17 protein-coding genes are annotated in these 21,631 nt (G+C 67.0%); 3 read left to right on the top strand and 14 right to left on the bottom strand.

Annotation, left to right across the window (positions count from 1 at the left end):
* The 6 genes from selD to HRUBRA_RS12005 all read right to left on the bottom strand — a co-directional run.
* A partial coding sequence (gene selD / locus HRUBRA_RS11980) for a selenide, water dikinase SelD (protein ID WP_035517525.1) occupies positions 1 to 1,986 on the bottom strand: 1,986 nt, incomplete at its 3' end.
* 17 nt (positions 1,987 to 2,003) lie between these two features.
* Positions 2,004 to 3,113, bottom strand: coding sequence for a tRNA 2-selenouridine(34) synthase MnmH (gene mnmH, locus HRUBRA_RS11985; RefSeq protein WP_035517526.1), 1,110 nt, complete (start codon positions 3,111 to 3,113; stop codon positions 2,004 to 2,006).
* 6 nt (positions 3,114 to 3,119) lie between these two features.
* Positions 3,120 to 4,025, bottom strand: coding sequence for a recombination-associated protein RdgC (rdgC, locus tag HRUBRA_RS11990; RefSeq protein ID WP_035517527.1), 906 nt, complete (start codon positions 4,023 to 4,025; stop codon positions 3,120 to 3,122).
* Positions 4,026 to 4,280: 255 nt separating this feature from the next.
* Entirely contained in the window at positions 4,281 to 4,550 is a 270-nt protein-coding gene (locus HRUBRA_RS11995) for a DUF3764 family protein (RefSeq protein WP_035517528.1), read from the bottom strand.
* 175 nt (positions 4,551 to 4,725) lie between these two features.
* The gene (locus HRUBRA_RS12000; protein ID WP_035517529.1) at positions 4,726 to 5,469 is read right to left on the bottom strand and encodes a ZIP family metal transporter; all 744 of its coding nucleotides are present in this window, start codon (positions 5,467 to 5,469) and stop codon (positions 4,726 to 4,728) included.
* A complete protein-coding gene (locus tag HRUBRA_RS12005; RefSeq protein WP_236629863.1) occupies positions 5,462 to 6,676 on the bottom strand; it encodes an MFS transporter in 1,215 nt (404 codons plus the stop codon). The genes HRUBRA_RS12000 and HRUBRA_RS12005 overlap by 8 nt, the downstream gene beginning before the upstream one ends.
* Before the next feature lie 244 nt (positions 6,677 to 6,920).
* Between HRUBRA_RS12005 and HRUBRA_RS12010 the strand changes: the two genes are divergently transcribed.
* A complete protein-coding gene (locus tag HRUBRA_RS12010) occupies positions 6,921 to 7,361 on the top strand; it encodes a VOC family protein (protein ID WP_035517531.1) in 441 nt (146 codons plus the stop codon).
* 73 nt (positions 7,362 to 7,434) lie between these two features.
* Here the strand turns inward: HRUBRA_RS12010 and HRUBRA_RS12015 are convergent, their stop codons facing one another.
* Positions 7,435 to 8,154 (bottom strand): glutamine amidotransferase-related protein, encoded by a 720-nt coding sequence (locus tag HRUBRA_RS12015; RefSeq protein ID WP_035517532.1) that lies wholly within the window; start codon positions 8,152 to 8,154, stop codon positions 7,435 to 7,437.
* A 131-nt stretch (positions 8,155 to 8,285) separates the two neighbouring features.
* Between HRUBRA_RS12015 and HRUBRA_RS12020 the strand changes: the two genes are divergently transcribed.
* On the top strand, positions 8,286 to 10,526 hold the full coding sequence (locus HRUBRA_RS12020) for a tetratricopeptide repeat protein (protein ID WP_035517533.1): 2,241 nt from the start codon (positions 8,286 to 8,288) through the stop codon (positions 10,524 to 10,526).
* Between the two features lie 6 nt (positions 10,527 to 10,532).
* On the opposite strand, the gene HRUBRA_RS12025 is transcribed toward HRUBRA_RS12020, so the two are convergent.
* Positions 10,533 to 11,114, bottom strand: a complete 582-nt coding sequence (locus tag HRUBRA_RS12025; RefSeq protein ID WP_035517534.1) for a YceI family protein — start codon at positions 11,112 to 11,114, stop codon at positions 10,533 to 10,535.
* 160 nt (positions 11,115 to 11,274) lie between these two features.
* Here HRUBRA_RS12025 and HRUBRA_RS12030 point away from each other — a divergent pair, with 160 nt between their 5' ends.
* Positions 11,275 to 13,230 carry a pyrroloquinoline quinone-dependent dehydrogenase gene (locus HRUBRA_RS12030; RefSeq protein WP_035517535.1) on the top strand — a complete coding sequence of 652 codons (1,956 nt, stop codon included), beginning with the start codon at positions 11,275 to 11,277 and terminating at the stop codon, positions 13,228 to 13,230.
* Positions 13,231 to 13,239: 9 nt separating this feature from the next.
* Here the strand turns inward: HRUBRA_RS12030 and HRUBRA_RS12035 are convergent, their stop codons facing one another.
* The 6 genes from HRUBRA_RS12035 to HRUBRA_RS12060 all read right to left on the bottom strand — a co-directional run bounded on the left by HRUBRA_RS12035 (position 13,240) and on the right by HRUBRA_RS12060 (position 21,581).
* Complete coding sequence (locus tag HRUBRA_RS12035; RefSeq protein ID WP_084592628.1) at positions 13,240 to 15,126, bottom strand: outer membrane protein assembly factor BamB family protein; 1,887 nt, start codon at positions 15,124 to 15,126, stop codon at positions 13,240 to 13,242.
* Between the two features lie 21 nt (positions 15,127 to 15,147).
* Positions 15,148 to 16,353, bottom strand: a complete 1,206-nt coding sequence (locus tag HRUBRA_RS12040; RefSeq protein WP_035517537.1) for a dihydrolipoamide acetyltransferase family protein — start codon at positions 16,351 to 16,353, stop codon at positions 15,148 to 15,150.
* 21 nt (positions 16,354 to 16,374) lie between these two features.
* Positions 16,375 to 16,809, bottom strand: coding sequence for a cupin domain-containing protein (locus tag HRUBRA_RS12045; RefSeq protein ID WP_035517538.1), 435 nt, complete (start codon positions 16,807 to 16,809; stop codon positions 16,375 to 16,377).
* A gap of 23 nt (positions 16,810 to 16,832) precedes the next feature.
* Entirely contained in the window at positions 16,833 to 17,849 is a 1,017-nt protein-coding gene (locus HRUBRA_RS12050; RefSeq protein WP_035517539.1) for an alpha-ketoacid dehydrogenase subunit beta, read from the bottom strand.
* 48 nt (positions 17,850 to 17,897) lie between these two features.
* Entirely contained in the window at positions 17,898 to 18,869 is a 972-nt protein-coding gene (locus HRUBRA_RS12055; RefSeq protein ID WP_035517540.1) for a thiamine pyrophosphate-dependent dehydrogenase E1 component subunit alpha, read from the bottom strand.
* A 165-nt stretch (positions 18,870 to 19,034) separates the two neighbouring features.
* A complete protein-coding gene (locus tag HRUBRA_RS12060) occupies positions 19,035 to 21,581 on the bottom strand; it encodes a TonB-dependent receptor (RefSeq protein WP_084592629.1) in 2,547 nt (848 codons plus the stop codon).
* Positions 21,582 to 21,631: the final 50 nt, after the last annotated feature.

Here is a 21,631-nt window from a genome sequence, read left to right on the forward strand (position 1 = left end):
CAGCACCCGCCCACCCCAGGCAGCGAGGTTAGCCGGGGCCGCCGTACTGCGCAGCCCGGCCGCGAAGGCGGCCTCGGCACCGGGCAGCACAGGCAGCGCGGCGAGGTCGACGGTGGCGCCCAGCTCGTTGCCGAGCATCTCGCAGAGGTGACCGGCAAGCCCGAAGCCGGTGACATCCGTGGCCGCGTGAGCGCCGCCGGCGATGGCGGCATCCAGCGCTGCCGCCTGGCTCGCGCCCATGAGCGCCAGTGCCCCATCGATAGCCCGCCCGTCCGCGGCGAGCTGCATGTGCGCCGCGAACAGCACGCCGACACCCAGGGGACGGGTGAGCAGGAGCGCATCGCCCGCCTGCGCGCCGCGCTTGCGCAAGGGTTCATCCGCCGCCGCCTCGCCGGTCACGGCAAACCCCAGCTGCCACTCCGGCCCCTGCAGGCTGTGGCCGCCGAGAAGCACGCAATCGGCCTCCGCAAAGGCCGTCAGTGCACCGGCGAGCACCTGGCGGAGGTCCCGGGCCTGTATGCTCGGCGCCGAAAAAGGCAGGGTAATGGCGGCGAGCGCCGCCCGCGGCCGGGCACCGCTGGCATAGAGGTCGTTGAGGGCGTGCTGGGCGGCAATGCGGCCCATGAGCCAGGGATCATCGACCAGCGCACGCAGCGTATCCAGGCTCTGCAGCAGGATCCCGCCCGCCTGCGGCAGTGGCGCCGCATCCTCCGCAGCAGCGCCGCCGGGCAGGCAGTGTGCCGGAAAATCGGCCCGCAGCGCCGCGAGGGCCTCGGCGAGCGGATCTCCACCAACCTTGGCGCCGCAGCCGCCGCAGGGGGCCTGGGTCAGGGCGTGGGCCCGAACAGTGTTCCCGTCCGCGGGCTTCATGCGCGGCAGTTCGCTGAAACGGCGCATGAAGGACCGGTCGATGTGATCCTTCCAGCGCCAGACCCAGGCACCCGTGGCGCTGAAGGGCCCGCGGTCCGCCGTGGCGCGCCGGTCACCCAGGGACAGGAGCGACAGGAATCGCTGCTGCGGGCGGTGCTCGCGCAGGCTGCCGCCCGTGAGGCTGGCTCGCAGGTTATGGGCCAGCGCCGGCCCCTGGCGCACGGCGTACACGCCCGCCTTTGGCCGCGGGTGGTTGACCTGGGTGGCGATGTCCCCGGCGCCGAAGACCCGCCCGTCATCTACGCTGCGCAGCGTGTCGTCCACCGCGAGGAACCCGCGCTCGTCCACGGTGAGGCCGCTGGCCTTCACCCAGGGCGCCGCGGCCGCCGCCGTACACCAGTAGAGGCTATCGAAGGGCTCGCGGCGGCCGTCCTCGAGGCGCAGTTCACCGGCGTGGACCTCGGCGACCCGCGCGCCCTCCTCGAGCGTCACGCCCAGGCGGCCGATGGCGTCCCGGGCCGCGGCCCGGGCCGAGCGGTGATAGCCGGGCAAGAGCTCGCCCCCGCAGAAGAGGACCAGGGTGGCACCGCTGCCGTCCAGGGCATGGGCCATGGCGAGTGCCAGCTCCAGCCCGCCTGCGCCGCCGCCGACGACGGCGATGCGTTGGCCACCGTGGGCCGCGAGGCCCGCCTGCCAGCGCTGCCAGAATTCCGCGACCGGCTTGACCGGTACCGCGTGCTCGCGGGCGCCGGGCACGACGTCCAGGGTGGGCTGGGAGCCGATGTCGAGGCTGAGCAGGTCGTAGCCCAGGGGGGGCCGCTCCGCGAAGTGAAGCTCCCGCCGCTGCGGGTCGAGGGCCGTGACCGTGTCGCGAAGGAAGCGTACCCCGCCCCACTGGCAGAGGCGCGCCAGGTCGATATGCGTGTCCTCGAAGCGGTAGTGGCCGGCGACGAGCCCCGGCAGCATACCGGAGTAGGGCGTGTGGCTTGCCGGGGACACCAGGGTCAGCCGCGCACCGGGCACCGGGTCCATGGCCAGCATACGCAGCACCAGCGCATGGGCGTGGCCGCCGCCCACGAGGACGAGATCACGGGTGATTTCTGTCGGCGTCAGCACGCAGTCGCTCCCCTTCGCTATTGCTCGTGTGCCCGGTCCCGCTGCGCAGCCCAGGTCGCAAGTTCCTCCCGCCGCCCGCGGGCGAGTACCGGGCCGTCACGCTGCGCCGCCTGGTAGTCGTACATGGGATCGTAATACTCGGCGAGCAGGCGGGCGATCCAGGCACGGTGCCCGTCCAGCCCTTCGCCGCGCGCCTGTGCCGCAAAGGCGGCGTCCATGAGCGCGCTGACCGCCTGGTAGCGCTCCCCGCCGAGGCGCTTGCGGGCGCGGGCGAGGTCGCCCTGGAGCCGCTCCCGGTGCCGCGCCGGGCCGTCATCGCCGGCGGCGGCGCGGAAGCGCTCGCCGAGATCGATCACGTAGTCCTCGAGTACCACCTCCACGCGGTCTGCGAGGGGGTGGTCCAGCTCGATGCGCGGCGCGACGGCCATGCGTTCGCGAAGCGGCGGCGGCAGGTAGAGACGGCCGATGTTGTGGCCCTCGTCCTCGAGGTAGACCGTCTGCCGCCCGCCCTCTGCATGGCGCAGCAGGGCGATGGCCAGCGCATTCTCGAAATCGATCTGGGTCGGCTGCGGCTCGAGGAGCCGGCCGAAGGTGGAGCCGCGGTGCTTCGCCAGCCCCTCGAGGTCCACGCTGCGCGGCAGCAGCGGCAGCAGGCGGGTCTTGCCGCTGCCGGTGCGGCCCGAGACCAGCACGATGTCCAGGCCGGCGATGCTCTTCGCCAGGCTGTCGATAAGGAAGCGCCGCAGCGCCTTGTAGCCCCCGCGCACCCGCGGGTAGGCGATGCCCGCCTCGGCCAGCCAGCGCTGCACGATCTCGGAGCGCAGGCCGCCGCGGAAGCAGTAGAGGTAGCCGTCCGGGTGCGCCCGGGCAAACGCCGCCCAGGCCGCGAGGCGCGCTTCGCGTACCTCCCCGGCCACCAGCTCGTGGCCGAGGGCGATCGCCGCTGCCTGGCCGCGCTGCTTGTAGCAGGTGCCGACGGCCGCCCGCTCGTCGTCGGTCATGAGCGGGAGGTTGCGGGCCGTGGGGAAGGCGCCGCGCTCGAACTCCGCCGGCGCCCGCGTATCCAGCAGCGGCACCGCCGCCAGGAACAGCGCCCGGTAGTCGTCCGTATCCGCGCGGGCGCTCAAGGGCGCTTACTCCGCGAGCCCGCCAAAGGCCGCGAGCACCGCCTCGAAGAGCTCCACGATCGCCTCCGCCATGAGCACGAAGTCCGCATCGAGGCGCGCCAGGGCGTCCTCCGGCGGGAGGTCCTCGTTCTCCTTGAGCAGCGCCTCGGCAAACTTCAGGCGGCGCAGGCACAGATCGTCACCCAGCACGAAGGCCACGCGCTCGTCATGGCGCAGGGCCAGCCGCGACACCTGCCTGCCTGCGTGCAGGTGACTGTCCACCTCCTCGCTGAACAGGTCCACGCCCCGGCAGCGCACGACGCCGCCCTCGTCACCGGGCTCGCGCAGCTCGCACTCCCCGGCCGCGTCGAAGCCGGCCGGCAGGTCGCGGTCGAGCAGCCAGCGGGTCATGCAGGCCTGCGGCGAGTGCTGCACATCGGGCAGCAGCACCGGCAGGGTGCCGATGCTTTCGCGCAGCAGGTTGAGCAGCTCTTCGGCCCGCGTGGCGCTCGACGCATCGACGTAGATCCAGCCGCCGGCCGGATCGATAAAGGCGTAGAGAAAGGTGTTCCTGGTAAAGGCCCGGGGCAGGCAGTCCTGGATGATTTCATCCTTCAGCCCCAGGCGCTCCTTGCGGTACACCTTGCGCCCTTCTTTCTCTTCGATGGCCGCCACGCGCTCGGCCAGGGCCTCGCGAACCACCGTGCCCGGGAGCAGCCGCTCTTCCCGCCGCAGGCGCAGGAGAAGGCGCCCCCCGGCGGCGTGCACGAGCGGCCCGTCTTCCACCCCCAGCGGCGAGGACCAGCCCAGCGACAGCGGCTGGCTCGGGGCACAGGCACGAAAGGTCTGGCCCGCCAGCTGTTCCTCGAGCTGCTCGGCAGTGAGGCTGAAGGGCTGGGTCAGACGGTAAGCGCGCAGGTTGCGAAACCACATGGGCAGTACTTCTCCGGCAAAGCGCGGCATTGTACCGGAGAGTAGACAGGGGCGACGATCGCACCTGAGCGGTTAATGCCGCGCCGGTCAGTTCACCGTGCCGGGACGGCTCTCACGAACCCTCACCCCCATGAGCTTGAGCATCTCCCGCCAGTGTTCCCGCAGGGCTGCAAGAACCGGCGCTTCTCCGTCAGCTGTCGACAAGAGGCGGAGCGCCAGAGCGGGGCGACACCAGACGTCGCTTCATACCGCTCATCAATCCGCAAGGATAAGTCGAGTGGATTCGAGCACGTGACCGGCTGAAGCGATCATCGCGCTTTCAGCGGCCATCAACTCCCGCAGCGATGCCTCGCTGTCCGCTTCGAAAATCACCAGCATGTCGGCGTCGACATCGCCGCCCACAACGCGTCCGGCGTAGCGGTCACGTACGCCGTAACGCTCGCGGATTTCACGGTGCGCCTCAAAGTCGCGCTTCCAGTCTTCGAGCGGCCGGCTTAGTTTAGCTGTTACGACGCACGTCACCATCACTTGTTTCCCTTACACTGCCCCTAGAGTAAAAAATGTAACACTCTTAATGGAGTCCTATCAACGCGATCTGACCGGGAAAGGTGCCGGTAACCCAGCCAGGCAATCCACGACGGGTGGTGGGGAGCTTTCGCACCGGCACCGAGACAGACGGGCCTCTATGCGCTACCGCTTTTCAGGTGTACAGCGCCAGAACACCCATGAGGGCGAGCCCCGCAAGGACACTGAAGACCATGCGGTTCGGCCGCCTGTTGCCGCGCAGCTCCGCGGGCAGTATCTCGCCGAGGGCAACGTAGAGAAAGGTGCCCGCCGCTATCGCGTCGAAAACGGCCTCGAAATACTGCCCGGCCCGGTTCTGCAGAAGAAATGCCACCACGGCGCCGAGCAGGACGCCCCCGGGCGTCATCAGGGCGAAGGGTCCCATGCGCTGCCAATAGGCCGTCGCATCCGTCCGCAGGCCCAGCGCGAACGCTGCGCTGCCCTTGTGCGCAACGATCGCCAGCAGGATGGCGACAGCCTGTGCCGGGTGCGCCTCCACCCCCAACGCCATACCGGCCAGCAGGGAATGCAGGGAAAGAACAATAAACAGCGAGACACCCGTCGCCGTGCCTTGATCGCTATCCCCGGAGAGACAGTGGTCGACCCACAGCAGCCCCACGACGGCAAGCGCCGCAAGGGCCGCCCAAAGAGGGAAATCCTGCTCGGGGAGCAGGCTGGCGAACAAATCCTGAGAGTCCGCGAGCGTGTGGAGCAGCCCAGCGCCGATGAAAACTCCCCCAGCGAAGCAGTTGCCCAGGGACAACCAGATGCCCGCCTCGGAGGACCGGAGAGTTTGCGCGGCCCTGGCACCGGCAAGGGCAACACCGAAGATCACCAGGGCGGCAGCCAGCTTGAACAGCAGTGCGCCGGTGTCAGTCATGGCCGGCCAGCCTGAGCGTGCTGAGGGCCACGAAGCTGACCGCCGCGAGTGCTGCCAGGTAGTAGGCCGGTGCGGCAATGTCACCGGTGCGGCTGATCAGCCAGGTGCAGACCATGGGCGCGGTACCGCCGAAGAGCCCCAGCGCGGCATTGTAGGCGATCCCGACGCCGGTGTTGCGGATATCACTCGGGAACGTCTGCGCCAGCAGAGCCGGCATGGGGCCCTGCACCCAGCTGACGAGCAGCGCGAACACCAGGCCGCTGACCAGCGCCGCGACCAGGCTGCCGGTATCGAGCCAGACGAAGAGCGGGTAGGCAACGAGCCCGAGGAGTGCGATACCGAGAAGCAGGATGGTGCGCAGACCGAAGCGGTCCCCGAGCCAGCCGGCGACGGGCAGCAGCAGCACCAGGAACACCGTTGACAGCGTATTCACGGCCATGGCGTGACTCACAGGCGTCGGGATGATCTTCGACAGGTAGGTTGGCATCCACACGAAGAGGACATAAAACGCGGCGGCATATAGCAGCATGCAAAGAATCAGGTGCAGCACACTTCCCAGGTGTTGCGTGAGCACCCGCTTGAGGGGCAGTTCCTGGACGCCACCCCCCTTCGGCGATTCCACGGCCAGGATAGATCTCAGCCAGCGCCCCATGAGGAAAATCACCAGGCCAAGCAAAAAGGGAATGCGCCAGCCATAGTCACTCATGGCCTGCGGGTCGATGAAGGCTTCCACGAGAGACACCACCGCCGACCCCAGGAGAATCCCCGAAACCGCCCCGAAAAGGGCCCAGCTGCCGTGGAGGCCACGGCGGTTATCCGGCGCTGCCTCGACCAGGAAGGTGATTGATGCGATCAGCTCGCCGCCCACGGAAACCCCCTGTACCAAGCGCAAGAGGATCAGCAGGGCGGCTGCGCTGGCGCCGATATTCGCGTGGGTAGGCAACAGGCCGACCAGCACCGTGGGCACTGCCATCATGGCAATGGACCAGCGCAGCGCCTGCGTTCGGCCGATGCGGTCGGCAATGTGACCGAAAACGATGCCGCCGAGGGGCCGCATGAGATACCCCGCAGCGAAAATGCCATAGGTCTGGATCAGGGCAACCACCGGGTCATCGTCGGGGAAGAACAGCGGGCTCATGGTGGGAGCCAGGAAGCCGAAGATAGCGAAGTCATACCACTCGAGCACGCTACCAACTGCTCCGGCCATCTGTTTTCGAAAAGTCGTCATGCGGGCGTTACCGGAGAAGGATCCCGCGACCTTAACCTCCCGACCCGCCCACGCCCAGCAGCCCCTGTGATGGCGATCACATAACCGGAGACTTGTTCGCCGCAGGGAGGTCGGCCCGCTTGTCGGTATTCGGCATGATGGTGCGGGGAGCGGGCTCCGCCTTGTCAGCAGCGCCTCACGCCCTCTACCCTGAACCCCTTTACGGCCAACAGGAGATGCCCTAGTGAACTACCTGCACACCATGGTCCGTGTCCGCGACCTCCACGAGAGCCTGGACTTCTACTGCAACAAGCTGGGCCTTGCGGAAGTGCACCGCATCGAGAGCGAGCAGGGGCGCTTCACGCTGGTGTACCTGGCAGCGTCAGGAGATGTCGAGGCAGCGAAAGCCGGGCAGAGTCCGCTACTGGAGCTCACCTGGAACTGGGACCCGGAGGAATACAGCGGCGGGCGCAACTTCGGCCACGTGGCCTACCGGGTAGAAGATATCTACGGCCTCTGCGAGTCCCTGCAGGCTGCCGGGGTCACCATCAACCGGCCGCCCCGGGATGGACACATGGCCTTTATCCGCTCCCCGGACGGTATCTCCATCGAGTTGCTGCAGGCCGACGGGGCCCTGGAGCCGAAAGAACCCTGGGCCTCCATGGAAAACACCGGCAGCTGGTAAGGCGCTACACCCGGCGCAGACCCTGCTGCGATGCAGAACCGGGGCCCGGGCAGCGGGAAGTGGAGGGCTTCCGTCAGTGATCCCCGCCGGTCGCCTCGCCCAGGAAAGCGAGGATCCAGCGGCCCATCCGCTCGCGCTCGGGCGCCTCTGCCAGCGAGGCCATGCCCTCCTGATAGGTCGCCTCGCCGATGATCCCGCGCCGGAAGTTCATGATCTCGCGCGCGTAATCCGCTGAAAACTCAGGGTGCCCCTGAAGTGTAAGTATGTGGTTACCAACCTGGCAAACCGCATTTTCACAAAACTCACTGCCAGCCAGCACCGCTGAGCCCGGCGCCGGACGCTGTACCTGATCCTGATGGCTCACGAGCACACGGAAAGTGCGGTCGCCCCCGTCGAACCAGGACGGCTCGGCCCGGAAGGCGTGCCGGTGCAGCCCCACGCCCCAGCCCTTCACCGACTTGCGCACCTCACCGCCGAGGGACAGGGCCACAGCCTGGTGGCCGAAGCAGATGCCCACAAGCGGCTTGCGGGCGGTGTGCAGCTCGCGGATGAACGCCAGCAACCGGTGGATCCAGGGCCGATCCTCATAGACGCTGAACTTGCTGCCGGTAATCAGCCAGCCATCGGCCTCGTCAACGCCGGCCGGAAATTCCCCCGCCTCCACGTGCCAGGTCGCAAAGGCCAGCGACGGGTCGAGGGCGCCGAGCAGAGCCTTGAACATGTCCGGATACTCGCCGTAGTTCGCCGCCCACTCGGGCCGGACCGTATCGGTGCGCAGGATGCCCAGTTTCATCGCGGTGTTGTCTCCCGGAGAAAAACGCATGGTAGGAACGGCTCCCGCCCCTGTCTAGAACACCGCGCTATAACACCGCGGCGGTGGTCCTTGCGCTACCATGCTCTCCACTGATCGAGGATCCGGAAACCGTGCACCCCTTCGCCCTGCTTCTGTGGCTCCTGGCCGCACCCGCGCTTGCTTCCGACTATCTGGGCAGCGAGCGCTGCGCCGACTGCCATGAGGCCGAGTATGCGGCCTGGCGGGGCTCGCACCACGATCTCGCCATGCAGCGGCCGACCCCGGCCACGGTACTCGGCGACTTCGACGATGCACGCTTCAGCTACAACGGTGTAGAGACCCGCTTCTTCCGCCGCGAGGATGCCTTTATCGTCCGCACCGACGGGCCCGACGGCCAGCTCACGGACTACGAGGTTGCCTACGTGTTCGGCGTCGACCCGCTGCAGCAATATCTGCTGCCGCTCTCGGATGGCCGCCTGCAGGCCCTGTCCATTGCCTGGGACTCGCGACCGGCGTCCGAGGGCGGGCAGCGCTGGTATCACCTCTATCCGGACGAGGCCGTCGCCCACAACGACCCGCTGCACTGGACCGGGCCCTACCAGAACTGGAACGCGCGCTGCGCCGAGTGCCACAGCACAGATGTGCACAAGAACTACTCGGCAGCCACGGGGCGCTATGACACCACCTACGAGGAAATCGACGTCGCCTGCGAGGCCTGCCACGGGCCGGGAGCGAGGCACGTCGCTCTCGCCGAGGGCGACCACCTCGCCGGGGTCGCAGCCGGCGGCTTCCCCGTGGACCTGGGGCAGCGCGGCGTCTGGGCTTTTCCCGAAGGCGCTGCCATCGCCCGGCGCGGGGCGCCGCTCACCGACAATCGGCAGATCGACAACTGCGGACGCTGCCATGCGCGCCGCGGCACTCTCGGCGACTATCACTATGGTGCCGACCTCCTCGACACCCATCGCCTGTCCTTCCTGCAACCGCCGCTTTACCACCCGGACGGGCAGATCCTCGACGAGGTCTACGTCTACGGCTCCTTCGTGCAGAGCAAGATGCACCTCGCCGGCGTTGTCTGCAGCAACTGTCACGAGCCGCACAGCAATGCCCTACGGGCCCCGGGCAACGGTGTCTGCGCGCAGTGCCATAAGCCGGAGGTTTACGACAGTACGGCGCATCACCACCGTGAGCCGGGCCCCGGCAGCGTGTGCGTCGACTGCCACATGCCGGCAACCACCTATATGGGCGTGGATGCGCGGCGGGACCACAGTATGCGCATTCCCCGACCGGACCTGTCCCTGATGCTCGGCACGCCCAATGCCTGCAACGGCTGCCACGATGACCGGGACGCGGCCTGGGCGCTGGCCGCGCTGCGCGACCGGGGCGTCACCCCGGGCGACACGGCAAGCCACCCGGCGCGAACGCTGCACCGCCTGCGCCAGGGCGACCGCCGCGCCGCTGATGCCGTCCGGGCCCAGGTCAGCAACCCGTCCCTCGCCCCGCTCTGGCGCGCCACGGCCCTGGAAACCTTCGGCAACAGCGGCGACAGGCGCCTCGCCGAGACCGCAGCGCCCCTGCTCGCCGGCGAGGACCCGCTGCTGCGCCTTGCGGCCGTGCGCAGCATCGCGGCCCTGCCCCTTGGCCAGCGCTACGGCATGCTCCGCCCCCTGATCAACGACCCGGTCGCCGGGGTACGCCTCGAGGTCGCGGCGAGCCTTGCCGGGGTGCCGCCGGATCGCCTGCGCGGTGACGAGCGCGCCGCCCTCGAGGACCTGTTCGAAGCGTACCTGGCCATCCAGACCGAGCACGCCGACATGCCCTCGGTACAGCTCCAGCTCGGCGTGTTCCACAGCGCCCGCGGGGCGCTGCCAGCGGCTGAGGGCGCCTACCGCGAGGCGCTGCGCCTTAATCCGCTGCTGGTACCGGCACACCTCAACCTCGCAGACCTGCTGCGCGTCACTTCTCGCGAGGGCGAGGCCCGCGCACAGCTCGAGCGCGCCCGGGCCATCGCTCCTGACAGCGGCGACGTGCTCCATGCCCTGGGCTTGCTGGCGATCCGGGCCGGCGACAGCGAGCAGGCGCTCGCCCTCCTGGCCGGCGCCGCCGAGCGCGAGACCGGCACCACGCGGCACCGCTACGTCCACGCCGTCGCCCTACACGACCTCGGCGACCCACACGCCGCCGTGCGCGCCCTGCGCCAGCTGAATCGCGAGGCCCCCGGCAACCCGGACATTCTGCTGGCATTGGTCAACTACAGCGCCGAGGTGGGCATGCTCCGGGCCGCGCTGGAGTACGCAGAGACTCTGGTTACCATCGCGCCGGAAAACGAGGCGTGGCGCCGGCTGCGGGACCAGCTGGCGGGTGCTGTACGCTGAGCGTTCTCAGTCGTCGGCGCGGAACACCAGCTGTACTGACACCGGCACGGCGGTGCTGATGGAGGCGAGGCCCGCCAGCTCCTGGAGCTTCGCGATGCCGGCGCCGAGGTCGAAGTCCGCGGCGTCGACCACCAGCGGCTCGAGGGTCGAGACCGCAAGGCTGCCATCGCTGGCGCGAACGACCGAGAGGGGTGCCGTGTAGCGCTTGCTGCTGCCGTGCATGGACACCGTCAGCTCCACGTCCTGTGTCCGGTGGCCTCCGCTCTCCAGCACCGCCGCGTCGACGGCGGCGCTGACCACGAGAGTCGGGTATTCGCCGGTTTCGAACAAGAACTCCCGCATCCGCGTGTTGCGGATCTGGATCGCGGTCTCGACGCTGTCAAGCGGCACCTCGATGCGGGCCTCACCCTCGTCATTTACCGCGCCCGAGAGCTCCCGGAAATAGTGCACTTCCGCCTTATCCACATTTTTCGTGGAGATGAAGCTCAGGCGGGAGGCATCCGCGTCCAGGGTCCAGTCCGCCTGTGCGACGGTGCTGGCGACGACGAGTAGCGCAGTGGCCGCCGACCGGGTGATGAACGTGACCATAATTCTCCTCCTTGTCCTGCCGGGTAGCTTTCCGGCTTTGACCGTGTGAAATCTACGTGCGTAAAACCACTGCCGATGACCCCGGCCTCATCGTAACGCGCCTTGCATTCAAAAAACCGGTAGCCGACAATAATTTGAATAAAATTAAAAAGGAAATTCCATGCGCTGCCCGCGTTTTCTCCCTGCACTCACAGCTCTGGTTGCGGCCGCCTGGCTGCAGCCTGCTGCTGCCACCGACGACAACCCGGCGGGCTGGAGTGCCTGGGGAGCGAGCCCGGGGGGCACACGCTATGCCCCCGCCGACCAGCTCACGCCGCAGAACGTCGGCAAGCTTGAGGTTGCCTGGACCTACAGCACGGGCGAGATGACCCGCCGCAGCGAGGGCATGCTGGTCAACAGTTCCGCAGAGACCACACCGATCCTGGCCGCAGGTTCCCTGGTCACCTGCACGCCCTTCGGCCGGGTGATCGCCCTGGATCCGGCAACGGGGGAGGAGCGCTGGGTCTTCGATCCTGCCATCGATCCGGACTTTGCGCTGCCGAACCAGTATGTCTGCCGCGGCGTGGCGCAGTGGAAAGACAACGACGCGGCCGGAGATGCGGCCTGCGCCCACCGCATCATCTACAGCACCGTGGACCTGCGTCTCATCGCCATCGACGCAAACACAGGAAAGTCTTGTGCAGCCTTCGGCAACAAGGGTGAGGTCACCATCGCTCAGGAGGGCCTGCAACACCGCGGGGAACTCAAGCTCGCGTCGCCCCCGACGATCCTCGGTGACATCGTCGCCGTGGGCTCGATGATCCTCGACAATGTCCGCGCGAACGCCCCCCGGGGTGTGGTCTACGGCTTCGACGCCCGCACCGGCGAGCGACGCTGGGCCTTCGACCCTATTCCCCAGGCGGGCGGTCCCACCGACGATGACTGGCTGAATAGCAGCCGCTCCCGCACCGGTGGCGCCAACATGTGGTCGGTAATGGCGGCCGATCCGGAGCGCGACTTGCTGTTCATCCCCACTTCGAGTCCCTCCCCGGATTATTACGGGGGCGAGCGACCCGGCGACAACCGCCACGGGAATTCTCTCGTGGCCCTGCATGGCGCTACCGGGGAGCTGGCCTGGGCCTACCAGCTGGTACATCACGACATCTGGGACTACGACACACCGGCACAACCAACGCTGGTGGACATCACCCGCGACGGCACCGTGATTCCCGCCGTGGTGCAGCCGACGAAACAGGGCTTCCTGTTCGTCTTCGACCGGCGCAGCGGTGAGCCGCTCTTTCCCATCGAGGAACGGCCCGTCCCCCAGGGCGCCGTCGCCGGGGAGAGGCTGTCACCGACGCAGCCCATACCCTCGCTGCCCGAGCCCCTTTTCTCCACGGACCTCAGCCCGGATGACGCCTTCGGCTTCACCTTCTGGGACCGGCGGGCCTGCCGCAAGCGTATGGAGGAACTGCGCTTCGAGGGGCTTTTTACGCCGCCGGGCCTCGAGGGCAGTATTCATTATCCCGGCGCGGCCGGGGGCGCCAACTGGGGCGGCGCCGCCCTTGATCCGCGCAGCGAGACACTGTTTGTGAACTCCTCCCGCGTCGCCTCGGTGATAACCCTCGTTCCGCGGCGCCCCAGCGCCGGCAACTCCGTCGACCTGAGCGACGGCGTCGATATTTCGCCGATGAAGGGGACCCCTTACGAGGTCAAGCGCGAGTTCCTGCTCTCTCCCTGGGGCGCCCCCTGCACGCCACCGCCCTGGGGCGGCCTCTCCGCCTACGACCTGCGCACGGGGAAGAAACGCTGGGATGTCCCGCTCGGCACCATCAATCACGAGTTCCCCATACCGCTTCCCTTCGACTGGAAGCTGGGCACGCCGAACATCGGCGGTCCGGCCGCGACCGCGGGGGGCGTGCTCTTTATCGCGGCAACCATGGATCGCTACCTGCGCGCCTTCAGCATGGAAACAGGCGAGGAGCTCTGGAAAGACCGTCTGCCCGGCGGCAGCCAGGCCACGCCAATGACCTATGCGGTCGATGGTCGGCAGTTTGTGGTCATGGCGACCGGGCAGCACCTGTGGTTCCAGACCAAAGCGGGCGACACCATCGTCGCCTACGCCCTGCCGGAATGATACCGGCGGCTATTTGCCGCCGACGCTGAAGACGAGGAGCGCATTGCCGGCCATGCGCCCACCGAAAAGGTAACCGCTGTTGACCAGCAAATGGCCGTCCTGGACCACGGGCCCATCGGACTCGATGGAGCCGCCGCGGGCGACGCCACCGGAGACCGCCGGGAACTCGTCGTTGGTGTTGAAGGACCAGAGGACCTCACCGCTGCCGGCAGCGTAGGCCTTCAGCACGCCGTCGAAGCCGCCCGCGAAAACCACACCGGGAATGGCCGTGATCGCCGCCGAGAGGCCCGGGTCGCAGGCGGGCTTGTCCGCTTCCGCACAATGGTCCCCGGCCGGCGTGAACCAGCGGGTCTCGCCGCTCTCGGGATCCAGAGCAAAGAGCCCCGGCTTGCGTTCACCTTTCCATTTGCCGATGAAGTCCGTATCGGCGTTCGGTACAAAGAGCCGGTCGCCATCCGTGGCCATGCCCCAGTGGACACCGCCGGCAAAACCACCGCGCCCGACCCGCCGGCGCCAGACGAGCTCTCCGTCCCGGGCCGGGTCCAGAGCGTGCACCATCCCGGACTTCTGTCCGACGAGGAGGAGCTCCCTGCCGTCCGCGCCCTGCCAGAGCACCGGCGGCGCACCGATATCCAGATCCGGGCCATCCTCTTCCGGGCAGTTGCTGCGCTGTCCCTCCGGGAGGTTACAAGCCATGTTCCAGGCATCACCGGCGAGCGCCTGATAGCTCCAGCGAAGCTCCCCGGTCTCCAGGTCCATGGCCAGTACCGAGTCGCTGTTGCGGTGCGCCGGCGAGGTATAGGACTCGCCGGTCCCCACGTAGAGAAGACCACGGCTCGCATCAATGGTGGGGCTGTTCCAGATCGGTGCGCCGGAAGGGGCCAAAATAGCCACGCCCAGATCGTTCTTGCGGCCGGTCGGCCGCGCCGCCTCCGGTATCGTGTAGGTCGTCCAGAGGCGCTCTCCGCTCTGCGCGGAGAAGGCGGCAACGCCTCCGCGGAACGTGCAGCAGGCGTAGCCGGGATCAGCCGCGCTGGCCCACTCTGTGGACGACATGGGCACGTAGAGCCGATCGTTGTAATAGCGTGGCGAACCGGTGATCGTGAGAGCCGGGTGATCATCGAGAGTGGCGCGCCAGCGCAGTTCGCCGGAACTGGCGTTTATTCGATATACGTTGCCGGCAAAATCGCCGAAGTAGGCTGCTGGCTCTCCCTCTTCCATCGTGACCGTAATGCCTGTGCGCACCTCCGCATCGGCCTTGAAAGTCCAGTGAGCGCAGCCGCTGGAGAGGTCAAGAGCGTAGACCTCCCCGGACTGAGAGCCGACAAATACGGTGCCATTGGCAACGGTAGGCTGAGAGCGTGCGCGGGTGGCGCCGGGGAAAGCGAAGGCCCACTTGAGCTCGAGCGCAGGCACTGTTTCCGGCGTCAGCCCCGCGTCGGCGGCCGCCACAAAACGCGTGTTGCCAAGGGTCAACCCCCAGCCGGCCAGCGCCGGCGCCTGAAAGTCCTCCAGGGCCTGCGCCGGACCCTCACAGCGCCCGACCGCCGAAGCCGGCGCGGCGCCGAGGGCCTGCCCCGCCAGGTGTTCAGCCAGAGCGCGTCGCTCGCTATCGGCGAGCACGTCGCCCTGGGCCTTCATGGCACCGGCGGTCAGCGCCGTGTAGATGGCGTCGGCCCCCAGCATCTCGAAGCTTACCCGGTGAGGCGCCCTGGGCACCCCGCCATCGTGACACTGAGCGCAATGGGTCTGGTAGAGCGCCTCCGGCGCACCGACGCCGGCGGCCGCAGGACCTGCAGCGGCAGCGAGGTGGCTGGTAGCGAGGGAGGCGACAAAACAACCGAGCACGGCAAGGGGTTGTTGAAGGTGCTGCCGGTGCCTTGGAAGCTGGGTCATGGTGCGGTACTCCCGTCTGGATCAGGGGTCGAGCGTGTCCGGCGCCTGGATGATGTTATCGAGGGCCGCCAGGAAACGGGCGCCGAGCACCCCGTCGACGACCCGGTGGTCGCAGGACAGGGTCACCTGCACCACGGGACGGACCTCGGCCCGGCCATCCACCGCCAGCACGGCAGTGGCAAGGCGACCCACGGCGAGGATCGCCACGGCCGGCGGGTTCACGATGGCACTGAAGCGATCCACCCCGTGCATACCCAGGTTGGAGATGGTGAAGGTGGCGCCCTGCAGGTCCTCGGCGCGGAGCCGGTTGGCCGTTGCTGCCTGCTGCAGGTCTCGGACGACAGTGCTGATTTCTCCCACGGAGAGACCATCGGCGCCCTTGACGACCGGCGTCAGCAGCCCATCCTCCAGCTGCATGGCGACGGCGATGTTGGCAGCGCGGAAACGCCAGAGCTCTTCTCCCTGGAGCTGCGCATTGACCTCCGGGACCTGCCCGAGGGCCAACGCACAGGCGCGGACCAGGTAGTCGTTGAGGGTCGCCGTGTCGCCGGCGGCCTTGCGCTGGCTGCGGAAATCGACGAGGCGCTGCACGTCCAGGGTGCGCTCCAGGTAAAAGTGCGGGATTTCCCGCTTGGCCTGCGCAAGACGTCGGGCGGCTGTACGCTGCCGGCCGCTAAGCTGCACGCGCTCGAAAGAGGCTGCGTCTGCGCCGTCGGCCAGCAGTCCGCGCTGCTTCGCCGCCTGTTCGACATCCTGCAGCGTAATACGCCCTTTGCGGCCCGTACCCGCAATCGACGTCAGCTCGAGGCCGAGGCGTTCGGCCAGCGCCCGCCCCTTCGGCGATACGGCACCATCCGCCACCGACTCGCCGCCGGCACGGGGCCTTGCATCGGCATCGGGCACGGCCTCCCCCGTTGCTGCGGGAGCAGCAGCGGGGGCCGCACCGGCCACAAAACGATCAATGGCCTCCTCGGGTACCGCCGCATCGGCGACCACCGCCAGCAGGGCGCCGACGGGGTAATTCTCACCGGTCTCGGCCACAAGACGGCGGATGACGCCAGCCCTGTCAACCTCGACCTCGTTGACGATCTTGTCCGTCTCGACCAGGACGATTGCCTGGCCTGCGGCAACCGTGTCGCCTTCCGCTACCAGCCACTCCTGGACCGTCCCCTCGTCCATCTCCATACCCCACTTCGGCATGGTGAAAGCCCTGATCGCATCACTCATTGCATTCTGTCCTGCTGGTTTCTAGCTGACATTGGCTTCGACAGCGCCCGAGGCGACGTCGCGAAGGAACTCGTTGTCGAGGATAAAGCGCAACTCGCCGTTCTCACCGGTGTAGACCACGGCGCCGTGGCCGAAGAACAGCATCTCCGTCTCCACCTCACAGCGGGCCTCATGGTGCACGGAGCCAAGGGGCTCGTAACCATAGGTACCCTCCGGGGCAGAGCCGACGTCGTAGAGCAGCTCACCACGGGTGACGTAGTACTCGGCGTCGCTGAGGTGACGGTGCGGTGCGAAGGTGGCTCCGGGCTGCATGTTCACGTAGATCACCCACTCGCCCGTGTGCATGTTGCAGCGCAGAAGCTTGAAGCGCGTCCCGCCGCCGAGATCGTGCCATGCCTTGTCCTTGAGACGAACGACGATGTCGCCATTTGCATAGGGATCTGCCAGATCAGTCATTGCTTGACCTCCTTGGGGGCGCGCTAGCGGTAGTTGTAAACGGCCTCGATGGCCTCGCGGATCTTCGCCGCCGTGGGTGGATAGCCGGCCTCGAGCGTTGGCGAGGCGGGAACCGGGGTGTGCGGCGCGGTCACCTTCCTGATCGGCGCCCGCAGCGAAGAAAAACCGTCGCTGACGATCATGCTGGCGACCTCGGACGCCATGGAGCAGATCGGCGTGGCTTCGTCGACGACCACCACCCGGCCGGTCTCCTCGACGCTATCGAGAATCGTATCCACATCCAGCGGCGAAATAGTCCGCGGATCAATAACAGCAACGGAAAGCCCGCTGTCCTTTTCCAGCGTCGCCGCCGCCTCTGCGGCAAGCTGCACCATGCGACCGAGGGCCACCACCGTGACATCCCCACCCTCGCGGACCACCCGCGCCTTGCCGAGGGGAAGCTGATAGCTCTCTTCCGGCACCTCTTCCTCTTCGCCGTAGAGCATCTTGTGCTCACAGAACATTACCGGGTCGTTGTCGCGGATCGCCTGGATCAGCAACCCTTTCGCGTCGTAGGCGCCGGAAGGCAGTACCACCTTGAGCCCCGGGATGTGGGCGAAAATGGGATAGATGGCCTGGGAGTGCTGAGGCCCGGCCCCCATGCCGGCCCCCACCATGGTGCGCACCACCATGGGCGCACCATGCTGGCCGCCGAACATGTAGCGGAATTTTGCGGCCTGGTTGTAGAGCTGGTCGAAGCACACGCCGAAGAAATCGGCGAACATCAGCTCAGCGATCGGGCGCAGCCCCGTGAGCGCGGCACCTGCGGCGGCGCCCATGATCGCCGACTCCGTGATCGGTGTATCGATCACGCGGGCAGCCCCGAATTCGCTGTACAGTCCCGCGGTCACCCCCATCACTCCCCCGGCGGCCTCCCCGTCATCAACGGGACAGCCGCGGCCTCCGGCCACGTCTTCGCCGATGAGAATGACATCCGGATCCCGGGCCATCTCCAGCCGCATCGCCTGGTTGATAGCCTCTCGCATGGTCATCTTTGCCATAGATCAAGTTCCTGCTGCTGATTCTGCCGCTGCTTGCCGGTCGCGGGCTCAGTCGTAGACTTCGTAGACATCCGTATAAAGATCGTCAGGCTCGGGCAGCGGCGCCTTGTCCGCGGCGGCCATGGCTGCCTCGATCCGCTCGGTAATGGCGGCGTCCATCGCGGTGAAGTCCGCCTCGGTGAGTGAACTCGTGGCCATGGCACGCTCCCGGAAAAGCGCCAGCGGATCCCGGGTCTCCTGCAGGTCGGCGATTTCCTCCTTGGTGCGGTAACCCTGGGGATCGCCCTCGAAGTGCCCGTACCAGCGGGGCGCCACGCACTCGATGCTGACCGGGCCCTTGCCCCCGCGGGCATGCGCCAGAGCGGCGGCCATGGCCTCCCGGACCGCAAAGTAATCGGTGCCATCAACCTTGTGGGACGGCATGCCGAAGGCGCCGGCCCGGGCGGCAATGTCGCCGCTGCCGCAGTGGTAATCGACCCCGGTCATCTCCGCGTAGCCGTTATTCTCGTAGGCGAAAATCGCCGGCAGCTTGAGGACCACGGCGAGGTTCATAGCCTCGAAGACCGTGCCCTGGTTTGACGCCCCGTCACCGATGAAGGCCACGGAGACGTTGCTCTCACCACGGGTCTTGATCTTGAGGGCGGCGCCCACGGCCAGCGGGGCCGATCCGCCCACAATCGCATTGGCGCCGAGCATCCCCTTCTTGAGGTCGGCAATATGCATGGACCCGCCCTTGCCGCGACACAGGCCATCGCGGCGGCAGAAGATTTCCAGCGCCATGTCCTCAATGGTGCAGCCCTTGGCGATGCAATGGCCGTGACCACGGTGGGTGCTGGCGATATAGTCCGCGTCGGTCAGCTCGGCACAGATACCGGCGGCGATCGCTTCCTCCCCGCAATACATATGGATGAAGCCGGGCAACTTACCTGCCAGGAACTCCCGGCGACCGGTCTCGTCGAAGACCCGCATGAGCCGCATCGTCTCATAGGCGTGCCGTAGCGTTGGTTCGTCGAGGTTCATTCCCATTCCTCCATCACGACTGGGGCAAGCTGTATCACCGCTGGTGGCCGGGGCCCCGCAAAAACAGGGCCCCGACGCCCGCCAGCACCCTGTCGACACCGGCCCGGGAAGCCCCAGAACCCGGTCCGGTGTCGAACAGGGGCTGGCAGACGCCCGGGCAAGCGCTTAATCAGCTCCAAAGTTGTAGCGGAACCGCAGGCCAAAGGACCGCGGCGCGCCATAGTTGGTGAAATTCCAGAGGCCGGCTACCGGGAGCGCCGCGATGCGGTACTGCTCGTCGGTGATGTTTGCCGCAAACGCCGAAACGGCCCAGCGCCCGGCACTTTCCTCAAGGGTGACGCTTGCATCGACCAGCGTGCGCTCTTCCATCTGCGTGCGGTCACCGTTGAAGACATCGGTCTCGCCTTCGTCCTGGTGGTTCATGCTGGCGTTGAAAAGCAGATCACCGAGGGCAATGGGGACCCGGTAGTCGGCAGAGAGCATGAACTTCCATTCCGGCGAGAAGGGCACATCGAACTGTTCAAGAGGAATAGCCTCGCCCCCGCCGCGCAGCGCCGGCAACACGCCCTGCGTGTACTCGTGATCCATATAGTTGATGGCCGCGGAGAACTGCAGGTTCGCGCTGGCCAGCCAGGTCGCCTCGAGATCCACGCCCCAGAGCTCCGACTCACCGGTATTCACGGTCACCGTCTCCTGCTGCGCGGAGCCGTCGGCGGCCTCGTAGGCGGCAACGACAGCGCGCTGCAGATCCTCGTAGACCGTGTTGTAGAGAGCGGCGTTGAGGCGCAGACGGTTGTCGAAGAGGTCGGACTTCCAGCCGAGCTCGATGTTGGTGTTGGTCTCCGGGTCGTAGGCGCAGAACTCCACGGTGGCGCAGGTCTCTGCAAAGCCGCCGGAGATGAAGCCCGTGGCATAGCTGAGATACCACAGCTGCGTATCGGTGGGCTGGTAGTTGACCACGAAGCGGTAGGTTGTCTGGGTCCAGTTGTCCTTGGTGGTAACGCGGGTGCCGAACTGGCTCTTCGGCAGCAGCAGCGTGTTGTCGTAATCCTCCAGCGTGAGCCCGGCGCGGCTCAGGTACTGGGAACGACTGTCGCGGCAGTCGCCATCGACGGTGATCGCATCGCGCGGGTCCGTAAACTGGTTGCAGGGGGCACCGCCATCGACGCCGCGATCGAACTCCTTGGTGTCATCCGTGTAGCGCAGACCGAAGTTCACGGACCACTGGTCGTTGAGCTCATAGCTGCCATCCCAGTAGATGCCGTACTCCTCCCGGTCCTGGGTGGTGAACTGGTACTGGTAATCGGACAGGGCCCGCGTGTCGAGGCTCACAAAGCCGTCGGCGGTGACAAAGCCACCGGTCTCCGGATCCGGTGCCGGCAGCAGCGAGGTGAGGCCCACCGAGAAGAAGGAGAAGAAGTCGAAATCATCCTTGTAGTAGCTGGCACCGGTGACGAAATTGAAGGGGCCGTCGAAGTCGGAAACGAAGCGGAATTCCTGGCTGAAGGTCTCCCGCGAGGTCACCCGGGTGGAGTCGAACAGGGTCTCGAAGGCCTCACCGGTATAGGTGCTCGGGAACTGCTGGTCCTCCTCGCGATAGCCGGTGATGGATTTGAAGGTACCGAAATCCGTACCCCAGTCCAGATTCAGGTAGTAGCCGTCGACGTCCACCTGGTGGCCGTCCGGCATATCAATGCCCTCGTTGCTGGTGATCAGGGTATTGAAGGGATCGGTCTCGTTCGTGAACTGGATGCCCGGGAAGCCCAGGGCCGTCAACAGATCTGTCTCACTGCTCTCATTGACCCCGGGCGGCGAATCGGAGTTGTCGCGAACGTGCTCGTAGGTGAAGAAGGCGGAGAAGTTGGCGGTGGGCTCCCAAAGCAGCTTGGCTTTTGCGGCCAGCACATCCTTGCCCCCCAGGGGGTCGCCATCGCCGAGGACGTTGGTATCAACGCTGGGATCTACCGGCGTGCCCTGCGGGATGCCGAAGGCGCCCCAGATCGGCACGTTCTCCGGGAAGGTCGCCGTGCGCTTGCCATTGCGATAGTAGCCATCATCCTTGTCGTAGATTGCCGCGAGGCGGAAGGCCAGCGTGTCCGTGAGCGGCAGATTAAGGGCCGCCTTCACACTGCCGTAGTTCGGGTCACCGGCGCTGTCGTACTGGCCATAGGTAACGTCGACCTCCCCGCTGGTCTCCCCGAGCACAGGCCGCTTGGTGGTCAGGGAAATGACGCCGCCGGTCGCATTCTTGCCGAAGAGGGTCCCCTGAGGGCCGCGGTAGATCTCCACCTGCTCGATGTCAAAGAGGTTGAGGAACTGCGAGGAGACGTGGCTGAGGGAGAACTCGTCAATGAGGAAGCTCACCGGCGCGTCCTGCGTCACCAGGATAATATTGGTGCCCGTACCCCGCATACCGCCGCCGGCAGCGTTGAAGCCCGAGGGGTTGGAAAGCACGAGCCCCGGGGCTTTCTGGCCAAGAGCGCGGATGTCATTGAAGTTCGAACGACCCAGCTCCTCGGCGGTAATCGTGGAAATGGAGATGGGAACATCCTGCACCGACGCGTCGCGCTTGGTGCCGGTGACCACAACCTCTTCGAGCTGCGGCCGCGACTCCTGCGCATAGGCCGCCGTGGCGACGCAGGAGCCGATCGCCAGCGCGACGGCGGCGCGCAGCGGCTTCAGGGACTTACCGGGCATACGGAGTGATTTCATGGCTCATTGACCCTCGTTATGTGTTATGGGGTTCTGGATCCTGGCGGTTG

Origin of the sequence: Pseudohaliea rubra DSM 19751, assembly GCF_000764025.1 — a bacterium.
In the GTDB taxonomy this organism is placed as follows: Bacteria; Pseudomonadota; Gammaproteobacteria; order Pseudomonadales; family Halieaceae; genus Pseudohaliea; species Pseudohaliea rubra.

Coding starts and splice junctions, on each gene's coding strand:
- rdgC (WP_035517527.1), bottom strand. CDS start 4,025: ATGTGGTTTCGCAACCTGCGCGCTTACCGTCTGACCCAGCCCTTCAGC.
- HRUBRA_RS11995 (WP_035517528.1), bottom strand. CDS start 4,550: ATGGTGACGTGCGTCGTAACAGCTAAACTAAGCCGGCCGCTCGAAGAC.
- HRUBRA_RS12000 (WP_035517529.1), bottom strand. CDS start 5,469: ATGACTGACACCGGCGCACTGCTGTTCAAGCTGGCTGCCGCCCTGGTG.
- HRUBRA_RS12005 (WP_236629863.1), bottom strand. CDS start 6,676: ATGGCCGGAGCAGTTGGTAGCGTGCTCGAGTGGTATGACTTCGCTATC.
- HRUBRA_RS12015 (WP_035517532.1), bottom strand. CDS start 8,154: ATGAAACTGGGCATCCTGCGCACCGATACGGTCCGGCCCGAGTGGGCG.
- HRUBRA_RS12025 (WP_035517534.1), bottom strand. CDS start 11,114: ATGGTCACGTTCATCACCCGGTCGGCGGCCACTGCGCTACTCGTCGTC.
- HRUBRA_RS12030 (WP_035517535.1), top strand. CDS start 11,275: ATGCGCTGCCCGCGTTTTCTCCCTGCACTCACAGCTCTGGTTGCGGCC.
- HRUBRA_RS12035 (WP_084592628.1), bottom strand. CDS start 15,126: ATGACCCAGCTTCCAAGGCACCGGCAGCACCTTCAACAACCCCTTGCC.
- HRUBRA_RS12040 (WP_035517537.1), bottom strand. CDS start 16,353: ATGAGTGATGCGATCAGGGCTTTCACCATGCCGAAGTGGGGTATGGAG.
- HRUBRA_RS12045 (WP_035517538.1), bottom strand. CDS start 16,809: ATGACTGATCTGGCAGATCCCTATGCAAATGGCGACATCGTCGTTCGT.
- HRUBRA_RS12050 (WP_035517539.1), bottom strand. CDS start 17,849: ATGGCAAAGATGACCATGCGAGAGGCTATCAACCAGGCGATGCGGCTG.
- HRUBRA_RS12055 (WP_035517540.1), bottom strand. CDS start 18,869: ATGAACCTCGACGAACCAACGCTACGGCACGCCTATGAGACGATGCGG.
- HRUBRA_RS12060 (WP_084592629.1), bottom strand. CDS start 21,581: ATGAAATCACTCCGTATGCCCGGTAAGTCCCTGAAGCCGCTGCGCGCC.